Origin of the sequence: Achromobacter kerstersii, assembly GCF_902859595.1 — a bacterium.
Taxonomy (GTDB): Bacteria; Pseudomonadota; Gammaproteobacteria; order Burkholderiales; family Burkholderiaceae_B; genus Achromobacter; species Achromobacter kerstersii.
Genome location: NZ_CADIJQ010000009.1, coordinates 210,946 through 232,592, shown reverse-complemented (window position 1 = coordinate 232,592; position 21,647 = coordinate 210,946). Strand labels below are relative to the sequence as shown.

The window sequence follows — 21,647 nt, the reverse complement described above, 5'->3', positions numbered from 1 at the left end:
AGGCGCCGCGATCAGAGGCGATGGGCGTGCAGAGGCACGAACGAAAGTCCGCAAGCGTAAAGGTTCCATCTCGGGCGAATTGGCTCCTTGGCCCAACCACAGTCAAAGTGACGGGGAGTCAATCAAGCAGGCGCATATCCTGAGGCTGCAACCCGCCGTAATCGTTGACAATTTCGTAGCGAACGCTCAGCCCTTTTTGGGTAGCTGAAATGCCGGCCGCCGGCAATTCAAAACGTGCGGTGTCAAAGGGCGCCACCATACCGCTACCGGCATCGACTCGACCGTTCTTGGAGTACAGCCCAATGCCCACCAACGTCAAGTGGTACGGCGTCGGATTGGCGACTTCAAGGACAGTCTTGCCCTTCGCACTGCGCGCGAGCTTCCAGCCGAGCTTGCCGGGCGCGCCGCCCACCCCTTGCTTCAATGAGACCGGCCGAAAGAAGATCTTGATGCGCGTTCTGATGTTGAACATCAGTGCGTTCTCGGCGCCCGCCACGCGCGGAGGCGTTTCCATCACGTTCAGGTAGAACAGGCTTTCGCGATCAGCAGGCAGCGGTTCACGGGTGTACGAAATGCGAACCACCGCCGAACCACTGGGTTCTACCCGAACGATGGCCGGCGTCAGGATGAACGGCACATTGATATCCGCAGGCAAGGCGTCTTGCCGCCCGTCATCGATCCAGTTCTGCGCCAGCACGGGCACATCACCCGTGTTCTGCATGCCAAGCGTGACACTGCGCGCATCGGACGAGATCACAACGCGAGTTCCGTCCAGCACGATCGCAGCTTGGACCGGGGTGGCCCAAGCTGCCAGGATCACTGCGGACGACACAGCAAGTAACGATGCGCCGCGCGCAAGGATTCCAGAGTCAAACATCATGTCGCTGACAGCAATTAACGGACGTTGACCGTAAAGTTCAGGCGCGCGTTACCATCGCCCGGCGTGACCGGAGCCGCGTTGTCCCGGCGCACATACTGCGCGAAGTACGAGTACTTCGCCGCGTTGTCGACGATCTCGGCTTCCACCGCGCCAACCTGGCCAAGCAGCACCTTGTCGCCCTTCACGCCGTTCGTGCTGTTGGAGATTTCGATTTGCACGTTGCCCGCACCGCCCGCATACAGCGGAACGTTGTTGGACACCAGGTCGACGTCGTTGCGGTCGAAGCTCAACATGGCCTTCTTGCCATTGGTGCAATCGGCCCCGCCACCCACGTTGATGTCGAAACTCAGGGCCGGCGCGGTGCCGGCAATGACGGCATCCGGTTTGACGGTGCCAAACCGCACTTCCGAGCCCGTGGCCGACGAAACATCGACGGCGCACGTCGTGTCGCTGATGTCACCGCGAAATTGAATAACCCCGTTGGCGGCATACGTCGATACGGGCGCCAACACGGCCAGGAGTAAACCGGAGGCGGCAAGGGTATTCACAATACTGCGCTTCATGCGAGTTCCTCTATGCAGAGATAAAAAAGTCCATTCGAAAAAAGGCACCGCCAACGGGCAATAGCTGCTTGCCGACGGTGCTTCAAATGGCTACCAACGCTGTGAAAAGCCCAGACACGGCAATGCCGTACACAAGGCTGAAAGGACATACACAGACCTGATTGGCGGACCAAGTCGTGGATCTGTGCAGACCCACGAACGATACTTTTTTGACACGCTCAAGGAACTAGGATGATGCTTAATTCAAACCCTGATTAATCAGATATTCCCCTCGAAATCTGAGGGTGATGCGCAGGCTGTATTACTGGATTGCAAAGCGCAGTGTCTGGGCTCAGCCATCTTGGCCAAGCCACAGTGGCGGTTCGGTGCTGAACGTTCCAGTACAGGCCGCGTCGACGCAATCCGCCAAGGACCCGAAGCGTACGTTCCTGTCCACCAGCCCCGGCCCGTAATGCGCGTACTTTCCGGAATTGGTCATGACCGTCTTGACGGCGGGGTCAAAGACCGGCGCCTGGATCACGCACCAACACGTGTCCACGACGAAACTGACGCCGAAGCTGCGCAATGCCGCAACGGGCCCGGCTATTGCCGCAGAACGCAGTACGTCGCCATGGGTCGTGACCGTGATGCCCACCGTGTCGCTCTTCTTCCGGCCGGCGCATCGCTCTGCCAGCGCCGTGATTTCTTCGGCAGAAAAGTGCGGATTACCCAACGCCACCCATTCCACCTGATCCCGCTCGGCCTTGTTGAATGCCCGCCACGCGTTTCGCAAATCTGCAACCGTGATTCGCCGCGTCGAGTTGGGCTCCGCCCCGCCCAGCGCCGCCGCCAGATCAGGCGCTTCCGGGGTGTCGCCCGCGATATGAAACATGGGTGCAGACGACGTGGTCGCGAACGCGGCGCCAAACGCGCGCAGCGCGTCCAGCGTGGGCGACGCAGCCTGCAGTCCATTCACCACCGGCACATCGCGGCCCGCCCAAACGCCCACGAGATAACCCAGCAGGGGCCAAAAGCTATCGTCATGATCGGCCGGCGGGTCGATGTCCACTTGCAACACGGCACGGCGGTTCTGTGTCAGATGACTGCTGGCCGCGGCGGCGCGACCGGTCAGCGCGATGAATATGTCCAGGAAATCCGGATACTTGGCCGTGCGCGCGCCGATCACGCTGTTCGCATAGACAACCGCATTGGATTCGGCCCAGGCAATCTGTTCGCCGAACCTCGGCGCCGTGGGCAGGTGATAGGGCGCACAGGTGTAGGTGGGCGCCACGCCCATGGCCACATAGGCGTCGGCCAGCGCTTCGGCTGGTACGCCCAACGTTGCCGGCACGCCCTGGGCGCGCCAGGCGCAACGGTCCACGGAAATGGCGTTCATGGTCGTGGGGATCTTCACCTTCGCGTCCCAACTGGCCAGCCGCCGGGCGAACGCCAGGCCTGCCGGCCCGGTATAGATGCAGCCGTCGATATGGCCTTGCTGGATATCAAGCAGTTGCGTCGCACCCGCCGCGCGCGCCATGCGCACGATGATCTCCATCGCAACCCGCGCAGCCTTGCCTTCGGTCCCTTGCAACATCCGCAGGTCGCCTTCGCCCAATGCCACCACCGACCAATGGGATGCATCGGCGATGATGACCGCGTCGTCCGTCTGCTCGGGCATCGGTGCGGACTCCGGCATGGGCGCTTCCCCTGCCTGCACCCGCAGCGATGGGCGTTGCTTCAAGGCAAGAAAGGCCGAAGCGCCGACGCTGACCACGGGGATGCTCTTGCCGAACACCGCTTCGGCCACCAGCACGCCCAGCATGAGGACGTCGTCGCGGCCGGCCAGCACCAGCGCCCGCGGGGCCCGGCCGCCCAGCAGCAATTCAAGCATGACGGCGCTGCCGGTGCACGAGCCCCGACTGCCCGGCAACACCAGGATGCGGTCTGAGAGGGTTTGCCCGTGCAACGGATGATGCTTGTCGATCACCACGCCCGTGCGCGGGTCGACGCCGCCCCAGAAGCTCAAGTCCATATCGGTCCAGAGCACCTTGCCTGACGCCTCGCCAGAAACCCAGGTCTTGCCCAGCAGTTTGGGCGTGTCCGACTGAAAGCGATCCACTTTTTTCTCCCTGTTGGTCCTATTCGTACCCGGCGCGCGCGCCACGTGGGCGGCGACGCGGTTGCCACAAGCGCCGGCCTTAGCGCAGTTGCCGCAGGCGCTGGCCTTAGTTCAGGACGCGCTGCAAAAACTGCCGGGTTCTTTCTTCGCGCGGTGCGTTGATGACGGTTTTGGCGGGCCCCACTTCGCACAGGGTGCCTTGATCAAAGAAGGCCACCCGATCTCCGCTTTCGCGGGCGAAGGCAATGTCGTGAGTGACGACGATCATCGACATTCCGGATGACTTCAGCCGGCGCAGCGTGTCCAGCACTTCGCCCACCAACTCCGGGTCCAGCGCCGAGGTGACCTCGTCAAACAGCATGTAGTCGGGCCGCATCGCCAGCGCGCGGGCAATGGCCAGACGTTGTTGCTGCCCGCCCGACAGCTTCACCGGGCGCAGCGTAGCGCGCTGGCTCAAGCCCACGTAATCCAGATACTCGGCAGCCAGCGCCAGCGCATCCTTGCGGCTCATGCCCTTGACCACCCGGGGCGCCAGCGCCACGTTCTCCAGCGCGGACAAATGCGGAAACGCGTTGTACTGCTGAAACACGATGCCTAGCTTCTGACGCAGCTGGTTCAGGTTCGTATGCTTGTCATGCACGTCCACGCCATCCACCAGGATCTGCCCGCTTTGTATCGGCTCCAACCCGTTGATGCATTGAAGCAGCGTCGATTTACCCGAGCCGCTGGCGCCGATCAGGCACACGACCTCGCCCCGTGCAATGGTCAGGTCTATGCCTTTGATGACCTCGACCTGGCCGAACGACTTTCTTACGTTTTTGATTTCGATCATGGGGTTGCCTTGGCAGGAGTGGCGCGGCGTCAAACGCCGTCAAGACGGCGTTCCAGCGCACGGCTGTAGCGGGACACCGGGTAGCAGATCAGGAAATACGCGATGCCCACGCCAGTCAGCAGCAGCAAGGCATCGTTGGTGCGCGTAATGAGGATCTGCGCCGCGCGCAACAGCTCGACATAGCCGACCACGCTCACCAGCGCCGTATCCTTCGTCAGGCCCAGCACCGTGCCGATCCAGCTGGGAAACACCGTCCGTAACGCCAGCGGCAGGGAAACATGACGAAGCTCCTGCCAATACGTCATGCCCAGAGACCGCGCCGCCCGCGTGAGCTCGGGCCGCACCGACCGTAACCCCGAGCGCACCAGTTCCGACGTCAGCACGCCCATATAGAGGCTCAAGGTCAGCACCCCAACTTGAAGCGGATCAAGCGGCACGCCCAACACCGAGAACGCGCTGTTCACCAGAATGAACTGGATCAGCAGCGGTATGCTGCGCGTGATGTCGACATAGGGCGCCAGCAACACTGACACGGCGCCATTGGCCTCTCGCGCCCAACCCAGCAGCACCCCAAGCAGCGTGCCGAAGGTGGTGGCTATTGCGGCCAGCAACAAGGTGCGGCTCAAGCCGATCAATACGAAGCTCATGTCGCCCCACTGCAACCCGGCGTAGGCAAATTGAAATTGCATGGATCATCCCCTTCCCATCAGGCGCCAGGCCAGCATGCGCGCCACGAAGCTGATGCCCTTGGAGATCAGGTAGTACATCGCGGCGGCGACAACGAAGAATTCAAACGTGCGAAACGACTCCGCCAGTGAGGTCTGCGTGGCGCCGGTCAGTTCGGCCACCCCGATGATCGACCCCAGCGAACTGTTCAACAGCGCCCAATTCAGCTGATTGATGTACGGGAAGAACACCATCACGAAGACCTGAGGAAAAATGACGCGGGTATACGCCTGCATGGCCGTCAGCCCCAAGGAGCGGGCGGCGGCATACTGAGTCGCGGGCACCGACGCAATTCCGCCACGGAATATTTCAGCCAGATAGCCCGCGTTGTTGAAGCTCAGCGCGGCCAGCAGCGAGGCGTAGCTGGGGATGTCGATACCGATGGCGCCCAGACCGAAATACGCCATGTAGATCTGAAACAACGCTGGCGTGTTGCGCGACAGTTCGACCCAGGCCGTCGCCACGTAGTACCCCACGCCGCCCGCCCGGTTGCGCATCAGCGCGAGCGGCAGCGCGATGCATGTGCCGATCAGCATCGATAGCGCGGTGATCTCGATGGTGCGGCGCGCGCCATCCAGCAGGATGGGCAGCTTTGCCCACACGACGGACCAGTAGAAGGTGTAATCAAGCATGGGGCGCGAGCACTCGGATCAGAAGTCCACACCGGCCACGTTCAGGGCGGGTGCGTTGGCGGTGCCGTAATAGGTTTCGTAAAGCGCTTGATACCGGCCGGTGCGAACCTGGTTCCAGACAAACACGTTCACCCAGCGCAGCAAGGCCGTATCGCCCAACCGCACCGCAATCCCGACGAGATCAGGCGGATAGTGGGTGGCGCCCTTGGTCACGAACGACGGAAACTGTCCGCTGCGTATCAACGCGTCTGCGGTATTGGAGCTGGCCACCAAGCCATCGATCTTCTTTTGATTAAGCGCCAGATAGGTCTCGGCTTCGGAACCATACGTGATGAACTTTCCGCGGGCGTCGTTCCAGGCGTCGAACGACGTACGCAATTGCAGCGCTTGCGTGGTGCCGGTGACGCCGCCGATCGTGCGGCCCTTGAAGTCTTCGTAGCGATTGATCCCCGCGTCCTTGCGCGTCAGCACGACGTTCTGAAGGCTGAGATAAGGCTGCGAGAACGCCACGCTCAATGCACGCTGCGGCGTGATCGAGGTGGACGCAATCAGGACGTCGATGCGGTTCGACACCAGCGCGGGAATGCGCTCGGCCGACGGCGTTTCAATGATCTCGGCCTTGACGCCCAGCGCGCGAGCCATGTCCTTGCAATACGCAACGTCGTAGCCCTCGGGCTCGTTCTTGGGCGTGCGAAAACCGGCGGGCGGAAAGTCGAGCTGCACGCCGCACTTGAGGGTGTTGGCGGCCAGCACCTTTTCAAGCGTGGGGGAGCTTTGCGCGTGGGCGGCCGAAGCCAGGACAACACCCGTCAACACGGCGCAAGGCGCCAACATCGCGGCAGCGCGTGCCAAAAAACGGTAGGTCATATCGATTCCTGTGTAGATCAAACGCGGCGGTTATCCGGGGCTTGGGCATTGCCAGGGGCAATGTGGACCAACCCATCAAATTAAGTCACCATTGTTCTTTGGAATCGGGATTCAAGAATGACAATGTCGTTAACACGCCAGGCCCGCTGACAGCCGTCGCGCGGGTTGGGCCCTGCAACGCCACACTGGGAGGCGCCGTGAACACGGATCACATCCATCTTTCGATAGACCAGATCTACGAACTGTCGTTTGACGTACTGACACACAACGGTTTCTCGGCGGCTCACGCCGCAGCCATCGCAAAGACCATCACTGCCGGGCAGCGTGACGATTGCCAGTCACATGGCTTGTACCGTTTGCTGGTGTGCGTGCGCACGTTGAAAACGGGCTTGGTGGACGCGGCCGCCCTGCCCTTGATTACCCATCCCACTCCCGCCGTCGTACAAGTGGACGCGCAACGCGCGTACTCGCTGCTGGCGTTTCAGGAAGGCCTGCCGCATCTGGTTGAAAAGGCCAAAAGCAATGGCGTGGCCGTGCTGGCGATTAATAACTGCTTTCATTTTTCGGCGTTGTGGCCGGAAGTTGAAGCCATCGCCCAACACGGTCTGGCCGGGCTCGCCATGACGCCCAGCCACAGCTGGGTAGCGCCCGCTGGCGGCACGCGCCCCGTCTTCGGCACCAACCCGTTTGCCTTCGCCTGGCCACGTCCGGGCGGCTACCCCTACGTGTTCGATTTCGCGACCAGCATGGTGGCGCGCGGCGAGATCGAACTGCATCGCCGCAGCGGCCGCGCCATCCCCGAAGGCTGGGCCATCGACCGCGACGGGCGCCCCACCACCGATGCCGCAGCCGGCCTGGACGGCGCGATGCTGACCTTCGGCTCGTACAAGGGGTCTGCGCTGTCGACCATGATCGAACTGCTTGCCGGCCCGCTGATTGGCGACTGGACCAGCCTGCAATCCCAGGCGTTCGACAACGGCGCAGGCGGCACGCCCCTGCATGGCGAACTGGTGATTGCGCTAGACCCGGACATCCTGGGCCGCGGCCAACGGGCCATCAACGCCAGCAGCGCCGAAGCGATGCTGGACGCCATCAGCGGCCAAGGCGCCCGCTTGCCGTCCGAGCGGCGTTTCAAAGCCCGCGCGGTCAGCGAACGGGAAGGCGTCTGGGTCGGCCGCGCGCTTTACGACGATGTGATGGCCCTGAGCACGCCGTCATCCTCTCGCCGTACTTGAAGCCATCACCGCGGGCAACGGCGCATGCCGCACGCGCTGCCCCGGCGCGTCACGCTGGGACAGGCCGTAGATCAGGCTGCGCCGCGCGCCCGCAGCCTTACACCAGGTTCTTCGCGCGCGGATCGTGCTTGCCCAAGCGGGTCAGCAGATGATCCACCTCAGCCTTCGCCGCCGGCGTCAACGCACCGCCCGGACGGCGTTGCGCCGCACTGGACAAGATGCCTCGGCGCATCATCACGTACTTGCGCACAGCCAAGCCCACGCCCGGTTGCTGCTCATAGCGCAACAGCGGCAAGTGCGCGTCGAACAAGTCGTGTGCGGCTTCTGTTTTGCCCTCGCCCACCCATTTGACGAAGTCGCACAGCATGTCGGGGAAGCAATACCCGGTGTTGGCGCCATCTGCGCCGCGCGCCATTTCGTAGTCCAGGAACAGGCCGTTGTTGCCGCACAGGATCGAGATGTGACGCATGGCGCCTTCGGCTTCGAAGCGGCGCAGCGCCGAGATCTTTTCCAGGCCGGGCCAGTCTTCGTGCTTGAGCATCACGCACGAGGCCAAGTCTGTGACGATGCGGCGGATCACCGACGGCGCCATCTGCACCGAGAACGTCAGCGGATAGTCTTGCAGCACGAACGGCACGTCATCGCCAATGGCCTCGACCGCCTGGTGGTAATACGTGACGATCTGGTCATCCGTGCGCAAAGTGTTGGGCGGCGCGATCATCACGCCAGCGGCGCCCCGGTCCATCACTTCACGCGTCAGCGAGCGCATGGACGCAAAGCCCGGCGCCGACACGCCCACCACGATGGGCATGCCGCCGGCCTTGCCGATCACCTGCGAGGCGATGTCCAGCGATTCCTTGAAATCCAGCTTGGGCGCTTCGCCCAATTGGCCCAGCACCGTCAGGCCGGTCGCGCCGCACGCTTGGTAGAAATCCATCATGCGGTCGATGGACGCGTGGTCCACCGCGCCGTCGTCAAAGAACGGCGTGGGCGCAATGGGAAACACGCCCTTGGCGTCAGCAGTCAGTTTCATCTTCAACATCCTTCAATGTCGCTGCCAAGTTCGGCAACGGTTGCGTTCAGATCAATGGCGTTGCAGCAATTGGCCGCAGTGGCGTTCAGATACTGGCGATCAGGCCGCCGTCCACGCGGATCGTCGATCCGGTGATGTAGCTGGCGCGCGTGCTGGCCAGAAACGCCACCGCGTCGCCATATTCCTTGGGGTCGCCATAGCGTCCCACCGGAATCGTGCCGGTGCTTTCGCGGCTGACGTCTTCCACGCTGCGCCCTTCGCGCTTGGCGCGCGCTTCGTCCAGGAACGTGATGCGGGCGGTGGCGATGCGGCCCGGCAGCACGATGTTTGACGTGATGCCGTCCTTGCCGACTTCGCGCGCCAGCGTTTTGGACCAGCCCACCAGCGACATGCGCAGCGCGTTTGAAATACCCAGGTTGGCGATCGGCGCAATCACGCCCGACGACGTGCTGGTGATGATGCGGCCCCACTGCCGTTCACGCATGCCGGGCAGCACGCGGTCAGTCAGTTTGATGACGGACAGCACCATGCCTTCGAAGTGCTCGCGCCACAGATCGGCCGTCTGGCCCGAGGACGGTGTGGGCGGCGGGCCGCCCGTGTTGTTGACCAGAATATCGACCGCGCCCACGTTGGCTTCAATCCACGCGACCTGGCTGTCGATGGCGTCAAGCGCCCGCAGATCCCACTGCAGGGCCACCGCCGTCAGGCCGTCGGCGCGGAGCTTGTCCGCCGTGGCCGTGGCGGCATCGAGGTTCAGGTCGGCCACCACCACCTTGGCGCCCTCCTGCGCCAGCGACGCCGCAATCGCGCTGCCCAGCCCGCCGCCACCGCCCAACACCAGCGCCGTCTTGTTCTTGATACCCAGATCCATCGTTGTCTCCTGAAGTCAGACCTTATTTTCCGTCAGGCGACGGGGCGTGAAAAACGGAAAAACCTCATGCAGATCATTCATTTTATGAATGACCTTTGACCGAAGACGATTGATTCATCTCAATATATTCCAGCGTGCCGCGGTATATTGATGCCCCACCATTCATGTATTTACAGAATGAATCCGCGCCGCCTGACCCCGTCCATGTCGCTGCTGCTGGCCTTTGAGGCCAGCGCGCGCCACCTCAGCTTCACCCGCGCAGCGACCGAGCTCGCGCTGACGCAAAGCGCCGTCAGCCGGCAGGTGCAAGCGCTGGAGGATCTGCTGGAAGTGGCGCTGTTCCGGCGCGAGAAGCGGCGCATTCTGCTGACCGAAGCCGGCATGCGGTATCAGAAGGAACTGGAGGCCGCGCTACAGCGCATTCGCAGCGCGTCGCTGCAAGCGATCTCGCACCGTACCGGCCGCGGCGACATTCATCTGGCCGCGCTGCCCACCTTTACCGCCAAGTGGCTGATGCCCCGACTGAACCGGTTCTACGCGCGCCACCCGGGCATACTCGTCCACCTGCATTCGCGCGTGACGCGGTTCGATCTGGATCTGGCTGGTATTGATGCCGTGATCGCCGTGGGTGACGGCGATTGGCCGGGTCTGACGCCGTATCGCTTGATGGATGAATACGTCATTCCGGTCATCAGCCCGGAGCTGGCGGTCAGCCATCCGACGCGTCAACCGTCGGACCTGGCGCAACACAGCCTGCTGCAAGTGGCCGCCCGCCCGGCAGTGTGGCAGCGCTGGTTTGAAGCGCACAAGCTGCCCGTACGTTCGATGCGCTGGGGCGCGCAGTTTGAGCTGACCACCCATTTGATTCAGGCGGTGGCCTCGGGTATTGGCATCGGCTTGCTGCCGACCTTCCTGGTGGAAGACGAGCTGCGGCAAGGCGTGCTGGCGCCTGCGCTGGATGAGGCATTCAGTACCGGCGCGGGCTACTACTTTTTGGCGCCGCCAGAGAAATTGGCGACCTCTCCCGTTGCCGCATTTCGCGACTGGCTGCTGGAAGAAAGCGGCCAGGCGGGTAACGGTATGGCCTGCGCTACACGATAGGATCACGCTGAAACTCAGGGCGGCGGCGCATCAGTCGCGCCAGCTTTTCCAGCGCATCCGCAAGCGCCTGCCGGTCTTTCACGCCGCCCAGTGAAATACGGATGGCATTCTGCGCCGCGTTCCCCATCACTGCCGTGCCCACCTGAAACGCGTCCGACGACGCCACGCTCAAGCCTTCGTCACGCGCCACGCGCGCCAGATCTGCCGCCATCCACTGCGACGGCAGCGGCTGCCACAGATGAATCCCCACCGGGGCCGAACCAAACGGGCCGGGCAACAGCTTGCGCGCCACGCGCTGGCGCGCCTGCGCTTCGGCCCGCACCCCGTTCAGCACGGTCTGCGCGGTGCCGCTCACGATCCATTGCGTGGTCAGCGCGCCCATTAACGGCGTGGCCATCAGCGCGAAGGAACGCATGGCGGCCATCACGCGCGTGCGGCTGTCTTGATCCGGGCTCAGCACGAAGGCGGTGCGCAGACCCGGCGTCAGGCACTTGGCTAGCGTGGCGATGTGAAACACCGACGCAGGCGCGAGGCTGGCCAAGGGCGGCGGCGCGTCGTCCAGGAACAGCCGATACGGATCGTCTTCAATAATGCGTGCGCCGCAAGCGGATGCCGATCGCACCAGATCACGCCGGCGGCGCGCGCTCATCGTGTGCGTGGTCGGATTCTGCAACGTGGGATTCAGATAGACCAGCCGGCTGCCGCTTTCGCGGCAGGCGCGTTCCAGGCCGGCGGGCGTCATGCCGTCGTCGTCGACCTCGGCGGCCAGCACGTGGCGGCCCAGATGTTGCGCAGCGTTGAGCAGGCCGGGGTACACCAGCGGCTCGGCAATGATGCTGTCGCCGGGTTGGCTCAGCGCCAGGATCAGCGCGGCCAGCGCCGCTTGCGCGCCGGGGCAGACCAGCACCAGTTCGGGGTCAATGGGACCCAACGCCTGCGCCAGCCATTGGGCGCCTGCGGCGCGGCCATCGGGGCCGCCGCCCGCCAGGTGATACGCCATCATCACGTTGACGTCGTGGCGGTCCATCACCTTGGCCAGCCCGCGTTGCACCAGCTCTTGCAAGTCGCATCCCAGCGGCACGGGCGGCATGTTCATGCCCAGGTCGATCAGTTGAGTGGACTGCGCGGCGGGCCGGGCGATGAAGGTGCCCAGCGCGCCGCGCGGGTCCAGCAGCCGGCGCTGCCCGGCTTCGGCATAAGCGCGCGTGACGGTGGTCAGATCCACCCCCAGCCGCTGCGCCAGCCCACGTTGCGGGGGCAGGCGGTCGCCGGGATGGAGTTGGTTTTCAGCGACGGCGCGCTCAATGAAATCTGCAATCTGGCGGTAGCGCGGGCCACCGCCACGGATCAGATGTTGCGGCCAAATTGCATACAAATCTTCGTCTTGCATGTGTTTTAGGTGCGCCGGAATGTCGCAATGTATGGATGATACTGCACCCCTTCTACACCATGGGCGGCGACGCCAACGTGAACGCCTTCTTCGGCGTCATGACGGCATCGTCACGCGCCGCCTGTCCTGCCCCCTATGTTCCGGCACTTCCCGGATCTGGTCTGGATCTGCGTCTTCACCTTTGTCTACCTGCGAGAGTTCGTATGAGCACGGCCACCCATCCTTCCCCTCACGCCCGATCCGTTATCGCCGGCAAGCCTGCAAGCAGCTTGTCCAGCGTAATCGGATAGTCCCGCACGCGTACCCCGGTGGCGTTGTAGACCGCGTTGGCAATCGCCGCACCCACGCCGCAAAGACCCAGTTCGCCCACGCCCTTGGCTTTCATCGGCGACGACGTCGGGTCGGTTTCGTCCAGGAACACCACCTCTTGCGATGGAATGTCGGCATGCACCGGCACTTCGTACCCCGCCAGATCGTGGTTGACGAAGAAGCCCACCCGATGGTCCACGGCCAGTTCCTCCATCAGCGCCGACCCCACGCCCATCGTCATTGCGCCAATCACCTGGCTGCGCGCCGTTTTGGGGTTCAGAATGCGGCCCGATGCGCACACGGCCAGCATGCGGCGGATACGCGTTTCGCCCGTGTCGGCGTCGACCGCCACTTCCACGAAGTGCGCGCCGAACGTGGACTGCTGGAATTTCTTGTCCAGGTCGCCAAACTCCACGCCGCCTTCCACCACCAGCTCGCCGTCGCTAGCCGCTTGCCGCAGCAGCGCCGTCCGGCCGCCGGCCTCGGTCACCGACCCGTCGGCAAACGTCGCGCCTTCCGATTTGAAACCCAGCTTGTCCAGCACCGCCGTGCGCAGCTTTTGGCAAGCCGCGTACACGCCGGCCGTGGCGCTGTTCGCGCCCCACTGCCCGCCCGAACCGGCCGACACCGGGAACGACGAATCCCCCAGCCGCACCACGACTTTCGCCAGCGGCACGCCCAGCATCTCGGCGGCGGTCTGCGCAATGATGGTGTAGCTGCCCGTGCCGATGTCGGTCATGTCGGTTTCAACGATGACCTGGCCCGCGGCATCCAGCCGTACCCGCGCGGCGGAATCCATCACCAGGTTGTTGCGAAATGCCGCCGCTACGCCCATGCCCACCAGCCATCGGCCTTCGCGCCGTGTCCCCGGCTGCGTGTTGCGCGCCGTCCAGCCAAAGCGCTCGGCGCCTGAAAGCAGGCACTCGATCAAGCTGCGTTGAGAGAACGGCCGATCAGGTTTTTCCGGGTCCACCTGCGTGTCGTTGCGGACGCGAAATTCGATGGGGTCCAGCTTCAGGGCCTCGGCCATTTCATCGATGGCGATTTCCAGCGCCATCAAACCCGGGGCCTCCCCCGGCGCACGCATCGCGTTGCCTTCGGGCAAGTCCAGCTCCATCAGATTCAATGCGGTCAGCCGGTTGGCGCCGGCATACAGCAAGCGCGTCTGCTGCACGGCTTCTTCAGGCTTGCCGCCGGGCAAATCGCCCGACCAGCTTTCATGCCCGATGGCGGTGATCTTGCCGTCTGGCGTCGTGCCAATGCGGATGCGTTGAATGGTCGCCGGACGGTGCGTGGTGTTGTTGGCGATCAGCGGGCGTTGCAGCGCCACCTTCACCGCGCGCTTGGCCGCGCGCGCGCCCAGCGCCGCCAGCAAGGCATCCGATCGCACAAACAACTTGCCGCCAAAGCCGCCGCCGATGTAGGGAGAAATCAATCGCACTTTGTCCTTGGAGATTCCCAAGGTCTTGGCGACGTCGCTGCGCCCCCAATCTATCATCTGGTTCGACGTCCACAACGTCAGCGCATCGCCTTGCCACATGGCGGTGGACGCATGCGGTTCCATCATCGCGTGGGTGTGGTCGGGCGTGGTGTAGGTGTGGTCGATCTTCACGGCGGCTTGCGCGAACGCGCCTTCGAAGTCGCCGACGCGATCCGCCTGCGGTGGCTTGCCGGCTTTGTCTGCGGCGTCTTTTTCCGCCGCCAGATCGAATGCCCCCCGCGCACGCTCGTACTGCACGCGAATCAAGCGGCTGGCGGCGCGCGCCTGCTCCAGCGTGTCGGCCACCACCAACGCAATGGCTTGGTGATAGTGTTCAACGTCGGGGCCGCCCAGCAAGGTGGCGGTGTTCATCTTGCCCTTGCCGAGCTTGCCCGCGTTTTGCGCGGTGACCACGGCCAGCACGCCGGGCGCGCGCCGCGCGGCCTCGATGTCCATGCTGCTGATGCGGCCCTTGGCAATGGCGGAACCCAGCACGTAGCCCACGGCGGCGTCAGGCGCCGTGTCGTGGTGTTCATACGCGTAATGCGCCGTGCCGGTCGTTTTCAGCGGGCCGTCAATGCGGTCAACGCCATGGCCCACGATCTTCAATTGATCGATGGGATTTTGGGTAGCGGGAGTATCGAATTTCATCGCGTCAGGCCCTCGCTTGCGCCAGCACTGCACTCAGGGTTCGCGCCGCCAAGGTCAGCTTGAAGGCGTTGTCGTCTGTGGGGCGCGCGTCGGCCAGCAGCCGGTCGGCCACCGCTTTCGCGCCTTGCGGCACGGCGGCATCCGCCGCGTCCATGCGCCACGGCTGCGGCGCAACGCCGCCCATCGCCACGCGCCCGCTGCCGTCCGCCTGCACAATCGCGCCCACCGACACCAGCGCAAACGCAAAAGAGGCGCGGTCGCGCACCTTGCGGTAGACGTGCGTGCCGCCTGCGGGCTTGGGCAAGGTGACGGCCGTGATGAGTTCGCCCGCGTCCAGCGCGGTGTCGATGTGCGGCGTGTTCCCCGGCAAACGGTAGAAGTCTGCAATCGGGATCACACGCGCCGCGCCGTCCGGGCGCACGGTTTCAACCTGGGCATCCAACAGCCGCATGGCCACCGCCATGTCGCTGGGATGCGTGGCGATACAGGCATCGCTTGCGCCAATCACGGCCAGTTGCCGCGTCACGCCGCCAATGGCCGAACAGCCGCTGCCCGGCGCGCGCTTGTTGCACGGCATGTTGGTGTCGTAGAAGTACGGGCAGCGCGTGCGTTGCAGCAAGTTGCCCGCGGTGGTGGCGCGGTTGCGAATCTGCCCGGACGCGCCCGCCAGAATCGCGCGTGACAGCACGGCGTAGTCGCGGCGGATGCGTGTGTCCGCCGCCAGATCCGTATTGCGCACCAGGCTGCCGACGCGCAAACCGCCTTCGGGCGTCTCGGTGATCTGGTCCAGGCCCAGGCCGTTCACGTCAATCAGGTGCGCGGGCGTTTCCACTTCCAGCTTCATCAGGTCCAGCAGGTTGGTGCCGCCCGCGATGAAGCGCGCGCCACGCATCTGCGCCGCGCTGGCCGCAGCTTCGGCGGGCGTGCGGGGGCGCTCATAGGTAAAGGGCTTCATGATTTGCCCCCCGCCACGTCGACGATGGCGTCAACGATGTTTGAATACGCGCCGCAGCGGCAGATGTTGCCGCTCATGCGCTCGCGGATCTCGTCTGCGCTGAGCAGCGGGCGTTCGGTCAGGCTGGCGCTGACGTGGCTGGGCACGCCTTGGGACATTTCGTCCAGCATGCCGACGGCGGAGCATATCTGCCCCGGCGTACAGTAGCCGCATTGGTAGCCGTCGTGCTTCACAAACGCCGCTTGCAAGGGATGCAGCGCGCGGGGTGAGCCCAGGCCTTCGATGGTGGTGATCTCGGCGCCTTCGTGCATCACCGCCAAGGTCAGACAGGAATTGACCCGCCTGCCGTCCAGCATCACCGTACAGGCGCCGCATTGGCCGTGATCACAGCCTTTCTTGGTGCCGGTCAGGTGCAGATGCTCGCGCAAGGCGTCAAGCAGCGTGGTGCGCATGTCCAGCGATAATTCGCGCGCGGTGCCGTTGACGCGCAAGTTCACGGTGGACGACATGGGCAGCGTGCCGGCCTGGGCCGCCTGCTGCGCGTGGGCGATTGATGGCGTGGCCATTGCGGTGGCGGACACGGCGCCTGCCTTCAGCAGATTGCGCCGGGTGATCTTGAGTGCGAGCGAATTTTCCAAGGCAGCCCCTTCATGAATTTGCAAAAGCCAGCAAGCCGCATTCCTGCAACGCTGGCGAGGTGGCAGGCGCGCCATCCAAACTGCGGATCTGCGCCGTTTGCCGGATGCGTTCCGCCGTCAGCTCCGCCAGGATCGACACCGCGATTTCCGGCGGCGTGCGGCTGCCGATGTCCAGGCCCACCGGCCCGTGCAAGCGTTGGACGGTCTCGTCCGAAAAACCAAAATGTTCGACCAGCCGTTTGCGCCGGTGCGCATTGGTGCGCCGGGAACCCAGCGCGCCCACAAAGAATGCGGGCGACGGCAGCGCTTCAAGCAGCGCCATGTCGTCCAGCTTCGGGTCGTGCGCCAGCACGATGATGGCGGTGCGGATGTCGGGCGCCAGGGCGGTGACCGCGTCGTCGGGCATGGCCGTCACCAGCTGAGTACCCGGCACGTTCCACGACGCCGCGTATTCGTCGCGCGGGTCGCAGACGATGACGTCAAACTCCAGCGCCACCGCCATGGGAGCCACATACCGGGCGATATCGCCCGCCCCCACCAACAGCAGGCGCCACTGCGGCCCGTGGAGTGTCGTCAGCGATGCGCCGTCCCAACGAAAGCGGCCGCCCCGCTCCGCATGCGCCAACGTCGCGGCGCCATCTTTCAACGTGACGGTGCGGCTCACGAGTTCGCCGCGGCGCAAGCGCGTATCCAGCTGCTGCAACGCCGCCATGTCAGGGGCCGGCTCAATCAGCAGTTCCAGGATGCCGCCGCAAGGCAGGCCAAAATTCAGCGCCTCGTCGCGCGTGGCGCCATACGTCAACGCGTAAGGATGCGCGGCCCACAACGCGCCGCGCCGCATCTTGTCGATCAGGTCATCTTCAATACAGCCGCCCGAGACAGAGCCGGCGATTCGGCCGTCGTCGCGCACGGCCAGCCAGGAACCCGGCGGGCGTGGCGATGCGCCCCAGGTGGCGGCAACGGTGGCCAGTACAACGCGATGCCCCTGGCGATGCCAATCGCGGATGGCGGACAGCACTTGTAAATCCAGACTCTGCATGACGGCGCCCCCCAGATAGTCGAACGAGTCTAACAACCGGCCCCTTTCGGGAAAAAGGGGCAAAATCTGCATACACCGTTGAAACTGACTCATCAATGCCAGCCTTGCTGGCCCCTTACCCTTAGCCTGTCGCGTCTTATCGGCAAACTGCCATCGGCAAGACGCCATCGGCAAGAATCATGCCCAATCCTCTGACCATTACCGAATCGTCATCAATGCCCGCCACGGCGTGCGTGGGCTTGCTGCTGGCCGCGGGCCATGGCCGGCGCTTTGCCGCGATGGCGCCCGGGCAGGACAAATTACTGGCGCCGCTCACACCACTCAGGCCGGGCTGGTCCGTGGCGCAGGCCGCCACCACCGCGCTTTGCGCCGCCACCGGCCGGACCATCGCCGTGACCCGTGCAGACCAGGCCGCGCTGCGCACCCTGCTGGCATCAGCGGGGTGCGAGGTGCTTGTCGTCGGCCCCGATGCCAACGGCATGGGCGACAGCCTGGCGGCCGCCGCGCGCCACTTGCTGAACACGGCGGCGCCGGGCGAACAAACTTGCCTGATCGCCTTGGCAGACATGCCCTGGTTGCGTCACGACACCTGCCAGCACGTGGCTGCGGCGGCGCTGGAACATGCCATCGTCGTGCCCACGTGGCAAGGCCGGCGGGGCCACCCGGTGGCATTCAGCCGCGCGCTCTGGCCGGAACTCGCCACGCTGTCCGGCGACACGGGCGCGCGATCGCTGTTGGCCCGGCATCCGGTTACGGAACTGGCGGTGGACGACGCCGGCGTGCTGGCCGACGTCGACACGCCGCAGGACTTGCACCCTTCCATCGAAGGCCGGTCCCGGCCCTGACCGGGAAATTGTGTAAATCTATAAAGCGACGGCGCACCCTTCTTCACACTTCTTAAATGGATTGAAGAAGGTTGCCACGCCCCTCCCGATACATTGCCCGCCAGCGGTCGCGTGACCGCAGCGCCATGCACGGGAGGAAGCGGTGTCGGAAGTCGTCGTCTATATCAGAAGCCAGCCGCAGTGGGGCGACCAGATCGTCGCGCTGCCCACGCTGTACCAGCTGAAAACGTGGTGGGCGTCTGAACGAATCCGCGTGGTGGCGCGCGACGACGTGGGCAGCTTTTACCGGGCCGTGCCCTGGGTTGATGAGTTTGTGCGCGTTGCCTCATTCGGCGACACCGTGCGCAGCCTGACGCCGAATACACAGATGTGCGTCAGCCTGCATCACAGCAGCGAACGCGTCGGCATGGCCACCCTGCTGCGGCCGCCGGCCATTCGGCTGGGGTTTCGCAATGCGCGCTTGAGCGACCTGATCTGGACGCACTGCCACCGCAAGACCACTGCCGAATACATCGGCCTGGCCAACCTGCGCCTGCTGGCCACCTACCGGCCCTTTGACGCCGAAGACGCCACGCGGCGCTGTTTTCAAACGCTGGCCGGCCCGCATCTGCGCTCGTCGCCCAGCGCCGACGTCGTCATGATTCCCGGCGGCGGCGCGGGGGCGTTCAAACGCTGGGGGCTGATGAATTACCTGCGGCTGGCTGACCGGCTCACGCCCTTGCTGGGCGCAGACGCCCGCTTCCTGTTCGTGCTGGGGCCGCAAGAAGCCGCCGAACGCGAAGCGCTTGAAGCCATGCGCCGCCCGGACTTCGCCATCGCCTATTGCCGCACCCTTTCCGAACTCAGCGCCATCATGCTGCGCGCACGGCTGGTAGTGGCTAACGATTGCGGGCCTTCGCACATTGCGCAAGGCGCCTGTGTGCCCTACGTGGGCATCTTCAACGAACCCAATCCGGAATGGTTCTGGGACCGGCCCTACTCGGCGGCCGTCGTTCCCCCCCATCCTAAAGACGGCATTGACGCCATCACGCCCGACGACGTGCTGCACGCCTGCCAAAACGTACTGGATCATCATGCGCATTCTTCATACGCTGGCTGAACACAGCCTGGGCGGACTGGAATTTCGAACGCTTGAGCAGGCCAGCTGGCTGCAACGCACAGGCTACGGCGTGGCGATCGCGGCGCCTGCCGCCAGCGCCGTCAACCATGAAGCCCGGCGGCGCAATCTGGACGTGGTGGACATCGACTTCAGCCCCGCCTACGCGCCCGGTACGGTCTTGGCGCTGAGGCGCGCCGTCAAAGCGCTGAACATCAGCGTCATCGACAGCCACAGCCGCGCCGACGGCAAGACCGCGGCGCTATGCCGCGACCTGTGCACGGTCGTGCGGACGCGCCACTTCGCCAAGCCGATGCGCACCTCGCCGCGCCGCAGGCTGGAATGGAAGATCGGCTGTGACCACGTCATCGCGACCAGTCTGACCGGCAGGCACGAGCTGCTGGCAGCGCGGTTCGCGCCAGAAGAACGCATCAGTGTGGTGGGGGAATGGGCCGCGGATGCCTTTTTTCAAACGGGCGGCACACCCGGCCCGCGCGTAAAAGCCCGGCGCGAACTGGGGCTGCCCGCGCACGATGCCGCCTGCGTCATCGCCACGATTGGCATGTTGCGCCCGGACAAACGGCAGGCCGACCTGCTGCGCGTCGTGCAGCGGTTGCGCGCGCAGGGCGTGCCCGCGGTGGCGCTGGTCATCGGCATGCCCACGCCCGCCACCCAGCCCTATGCCTATGAGCTTTACCAATTGGCCGTGGAGCTAGGCATCTCGGAACACACCGTGTTCGCCGGGCACCGGACCGATATCGCCCAGATCATCCACGCCGCCGATGTGGTGCTTGTGCCATCGGCCACTGAAGCCTGGTCGCGTATCGTGCCCGAAGCCTTCGCCTCGGGCCTGCCCGTGGTCGCAAGCAATGTGGGAGGACTGCCCGAGATCATCTCGCCCGGTCAAACCGGGTGGCTGGCCGCGCCTGGCAATGTCCGGGAATTCGCCGACTGCATCATGCAGATCCGCGCACAACCGGCTGACGCGCAAGCCGTGACCGCCCGCGCGCGCGCCTATGCGGAGCAGCACTTTCGGCTGTCAGCCAAAATGATCAGCACCTTGGATGCCTATAAAAAGGCGATGGGCGCGCCGGTCAGCCTCGAATTCCGGTAACCGCGCGAAGGCGGTTGACGCTGGTTTGCCGTGCGCCGATGCATCCCGCACCCTGCGGCAATTCCCATTGGATAAATACGTCTTTTCGCATCAGCACGATTATCTTCGTGCTGGCTGGCGACGCCAAACATATTATTTGCTCCATTATTGTCGGTGACGGCCAAGCCGCAAGCAAAGACGCTATAGACACTACCACTGCATTGTTCAGCATCCGGATTCGCTATCTATACGGAGCGCGCAGTGTAGTGAGGGTTATGCCAAACCCACGCTAGGAAAGGCAAACAAAGAAAACAGAAAGTATCTAACACATTAACTATATTTCGATTTATTCCGCAATAAATAATTTTGCTTATCGAACCAGTCCTATATCCAGGGCCGGTGGTGGCTACTACATTCGGCACTGAACTTTCGCCGGCTTACCGGCGCCCGACTTTATTCCAAACTGAATGCCACTGAACCGCACCCTTAATGGACACGCCGCCCCAGACTTCGAACCGAGTGCGTTGGGCCTCTCTGGCCGCGTCAGCGCTGATTTGCCTGGAGCCCAAGGGGCAACGGGCCATCCTGAACGCCACCCGAGCGCTGGCGAACTCTCCCGAAAGTGCCAGCCTGCCACACGCAGGCGGTATCTCTCGGCGCATCTTGACGGTGTCCCACTTATGGAACGTGCATTATCAATGGGACAAAAATGGAATATTGATCAAGCACCTGGAGCCGTCGCCCCCACTAATCAAACCGCGCCCGCCCATCCCCGTGAATCTGCCCCGCTAACGTCACGCGTAGACGGTGAGCCCGCTTATGTGCTCTTGCATTACGACGAGTATCTGGAACTGCTGCAAGCCAAACTGCCGGGCAACGCCGCAACGGATTCGATTACCGCCCCGTTGATTCGAGCGCCGCTCGCATGGGCGCAAAGTGACTTGCTAACGGCCGCCGCCAAACAGGATGCAAACCTGGCGCATTTGGCCAGTGAAGATGCGCACGTTCCCGATGACGGCACCATCCCACAGGACGTGCTGGAAAAAGTCATCCAGAACCGTTGGCCCTTGCCGCGCGCATGGCGCGAATACTTGAAACTGTCCAAGCAGGAAGTTGCCGCGCGCGCCGATATCTCAGACCGGCGTTACGGCGAACTGGAGGACAGCTTCGTCAGGCTCAGCAAACGGCGCAAGGCCATGATTGCAGACGGCCTGGCGCTGCAAGCGGCGCAATTGCTGGCGGAATAGAACGCGGCAGCGGGCAGCGGGCGGCCCGGCGATCACGGCAGCGGTTGGCCCGGCGATCACTGCAGC

The 21,647-nt window shown here is 64.1% G+C and carries 20 protein-coding genes and 1 pseudogene; 7 read left to right on the top strand and 14 right to left on the bottom strand.

Translation table 11 applies throughout. From position 1 onward, the window contains the following. Positions 1-118: 118 nt before the first annotated feature. The 7 genes from HV765_RS23935 to HV765_RS23905 form a co-directional block, all read right to left on the bottom strand. Positions 119-877 (bottom strand): fimbrial biogenesis chaperone, encoded by a 759-nt coding sequence (locus tag HV765_RS23935; RefSeq protein WP_420840150.1) that lies wholly within the window; start codon positions 875-877, stop codon positions 119-121. A gap of 17 nt (positions 878-894) precedes the next feature. Continuing rightward, complete coding sequence (locus HV765_RS23930) at positions 895-1,443, bottom strand: fimbrial protein (protein WP_175171203.1); 549 nt, start codon at positions 1,441-1,443, stop codon at positions 895-897. Positions 1,444-1,774: 331 nt separating this feature from the next. After that, positions 1,775-3,541 (bottom strand): cis-3-hydroxy-L-proline dehydratase, encoded by a 1,767-nt coding sequence (gene lhpI / locus HV765_RS23925; RefSeq protein ID WP_217483389.1) that lies wholly within the window; start codon positions 3,539-3,541, stop codon positions 1,775-1,777. 106 nt (positions 3,542-3,647) lie between these two features. Continuing rightward, entirely contained in the window at positions 3,648-4,373 is a 726-nt protein-coding gene (locus HV765_RS23920; RefSeq protein WP_054427803.1) for an amino acid ABC transporter ATP-binding protein, read from the bottom strand. Between the two features lie 29 nt (positions 4,374-4,402). After that, complete coding sequence (locus HV765_RS23915) at positions 4,403-5,062, bottom strand: amino acid ABC transporter permease (RefSeq protein WP_175171202.1); 660 nt, start codon at positions 5,060-5,062, stop codon at positions 4,403-4,405. Positions 5,063-5,065: 3 nt separating this feature from the next. Further along, positions 5,066-5,731: an amino acid ABC transporter permease gene (locus HV765_RS23910; protein ID WP_175171201.1), complete on the bottom strand. Its 666-nt coding sequence runs from the start codon at positions 5,729-5,731 to the stop codon at positions 5,066-5,068. Positions 5,732-5,749: 18 nt separating this feature from the next. Further along, complete coding sequence (locus HV765_RS23905) at positions 5,750-6,598, bottom strand: transporter substrate-binding domain-containing protein (protein ID WP_254600705.1); 849 nt, start codon at positions 6,596-6,598, stop codon at positions 5,750-5,752. Positions 6,599-6,795: 197 nt separating this feature from the next. On the opposite strand from HV765_RS23905, the gene HV765_RS23900 reads away from it, so the two are divergent. After that, positions 6,796-7,833, top strand: coding sequence for an Ldh family oxidoreductase (locus HV765_RS23900; RefSeq protein ID WP_175171200.1), 1,038 nt, complete (start codon positions 6,796-6,798; stop codon positions 7,831-7,833). A 97-nt stretch (positions 7,834-7,930) separates the two neighbouring features. Here HV765_RS23900 and HV765_RS23895 read toward each other — a convergent pair whose 3' ends face one another. Beyond that, complete coding sequence (locus tag HV765_RS23895) at positions 7,931-8,866, bottom strand: dihydrodipicolinate synthase family protein (protein WP_175171199.1); 936 nt, start codon at positions 8,864-8,866, stop codon at positions 7,931-7,933. 85 nt (positions 8,867-8,951) lie between these two features. After that, positions 8,952-9,737 carry an SDR family oxidoreductase gene (locus HV765_RS23890; RefSeq protein WP_054427807.1) on the bottom strand — a complete coding sequence of 262 codons (786 nt, stop codon included), beginning with the start codon at positions 9,735-9,737 and terminating at the stop codon, positions 8,952-8,954. A 177-nt stretch (positions 9,738-9,914) separates the two neighbouring features. On the opposite strand from HV765_RS23890, the gene HV765_RS23885 reads away from it, so the two are divergent. Then, on the top strand, positions 9,915-10,838 hold the full coding sequence (locus tag HV765_RS23885) for a LysR substrate-binding domain-containing protein (RefSeq protein ID WP_175171198.1): 924 nt from the start codon (positions 9,915-9,917) through the stop codon (positions 10,836-10,838). Here the strand turns inward: HV765_RS23885 and HV765_RS23880 are convergent. Then, a complete protein-coding gene (locus tag HV765_RS23880; protein ID WP_175171197.1) occupies positions 10,828-12,228 on the bottom strand; it encodes an aminotransferase-like domain-containing protein in 1,401 nt (466 codons plus the stop codon). The two genes, HV765_RS23885 and HV765_RS23880, sit on opposite strands and share 11 nt — an antisense overlap. A 100-nt stretch (positions 12,229-12,328) precedes the next feature. On the opposite strand from HV765_RS23880, the pseudogene HV765_RS31935 reads away from it, so the two are divergent. Continuing rightward, positions 12,329-12,435 (top strand): annotated as a pseudogene (locus HV765_RS31935) (cytochrome o ubiquinol oxidase subunit III); the annotation flags it as partial. A gap of 22 nt (positions 12,436-12,457) precedes the next feature. On the opposite strand, the gene paoC reads toward HV765_RS31935, so the two are convergent. Genes paoC through HV765_RS23860 form a run of 4 tightly spaced genes read right to left on the bottom strand, consistent with a single transcriptional unit; the run spans position 12,458 to position 17,300 of the window. Beyond that, positions 12,458-14,668, bottom strand: coding sequence for an aldehyde oxidoreductase molybdenum-binding subunit PaoC (paoC, locus tag HV765_RS23875; protein WP_175171196.1), 2,211 nt, complete (start codon positions 14,666-14,668; stop codon positions 12,458-12,460). 4 nt (positions 14,669-14,672) lie between these two features. Next, positions 14,673-15,623, bottom strand: a complete 951-nt coding sequence (locus HV765_RS23870; protein WP_054427811.1) for an FAD binding domain-containing protein — start codon at positions 15,621-15,623, stop codon at positions 14,673-14,675. Beyond that, entirely contained in the window at positions 15,620-16,261 is a 642-nt protein-coding gene (gene paoA, locus HV765_RS23865) for an aldehyde dehydrogenase iron-sulfur subunit PaoA (protein WP_175171195.1), read from the bottom strand. Before paoA ends, HV765_RS23870 begins: the two co-directional genes overlap by 4 nt. A gap of 10 nt (positions 16,262-16,271) precedes the next feature. Then, entirely contained in the window at positions 16,272-17,300 is a 1,029-nt protein-coding gene (locus tag HV765_RS23860; protein WP_175171194.1) for an XdhC family protein, read from the bottom strand. A gap of 179 nt (positions 17,301-17,479) precedes the next feature. Here HV765_RS23860 and HV765_RS23855 point away from each other — a divergent pair, with 179 nt between their 5' ends. The 4 genes from HV765_RS23855 (at position 17,480) to HV765_RS23840 (ending at position 21,581) form a co-directional block, all read left to right on the top strand. Further along, a complete protein-coding gene (locus HV765_RS23855; protein WP_254600704.1) occupies positions 17,480-18,145 on the top strand; it encodes a nucleotidyltransferase family protein in 666 nt (221 codons plus the stop codon). 142 nt (positions 18,146-18,287) lie between these two features. After that, positions 18,288-19,244, top strand: coding sequence for a glycosyltransferase family 9 protein (locus HV765_RS23850; RefSeq protein WP_175171193.1), 957 nt, complete (start codon positions 18,288-18,290; stop codon positions 19,242-19,244). Then, positions 19,219-20,355 (top strand): glycosyltransferase family 4 protein, encoded by a 1,137-nt coding sequence (locus HV765_RS23845; RefSeq protein ID WP_175171192.1) that lies wholly within the window; start codon positions 19,219-19,221, stop codon positions 20,353-20,355. The genes HV765_RS23850 and HV765_RS23845 overlap by 26 nt, the downstream gene beginning before the upstream one ends. A gap of 446 nt (positions 20,356-20,801) precedes the next feature. Then, positions 20,802-21,581, top strand: coding sequence for a hypothetical protein (locus tag HV765_RS23840; protein WP_175171191.1), 780 nt, complete (start codon positions 20,802-20,804; stop codon positions 21,579-21,581). Positions 21,582-21,647: the final 66 nt, after the last annotated feature.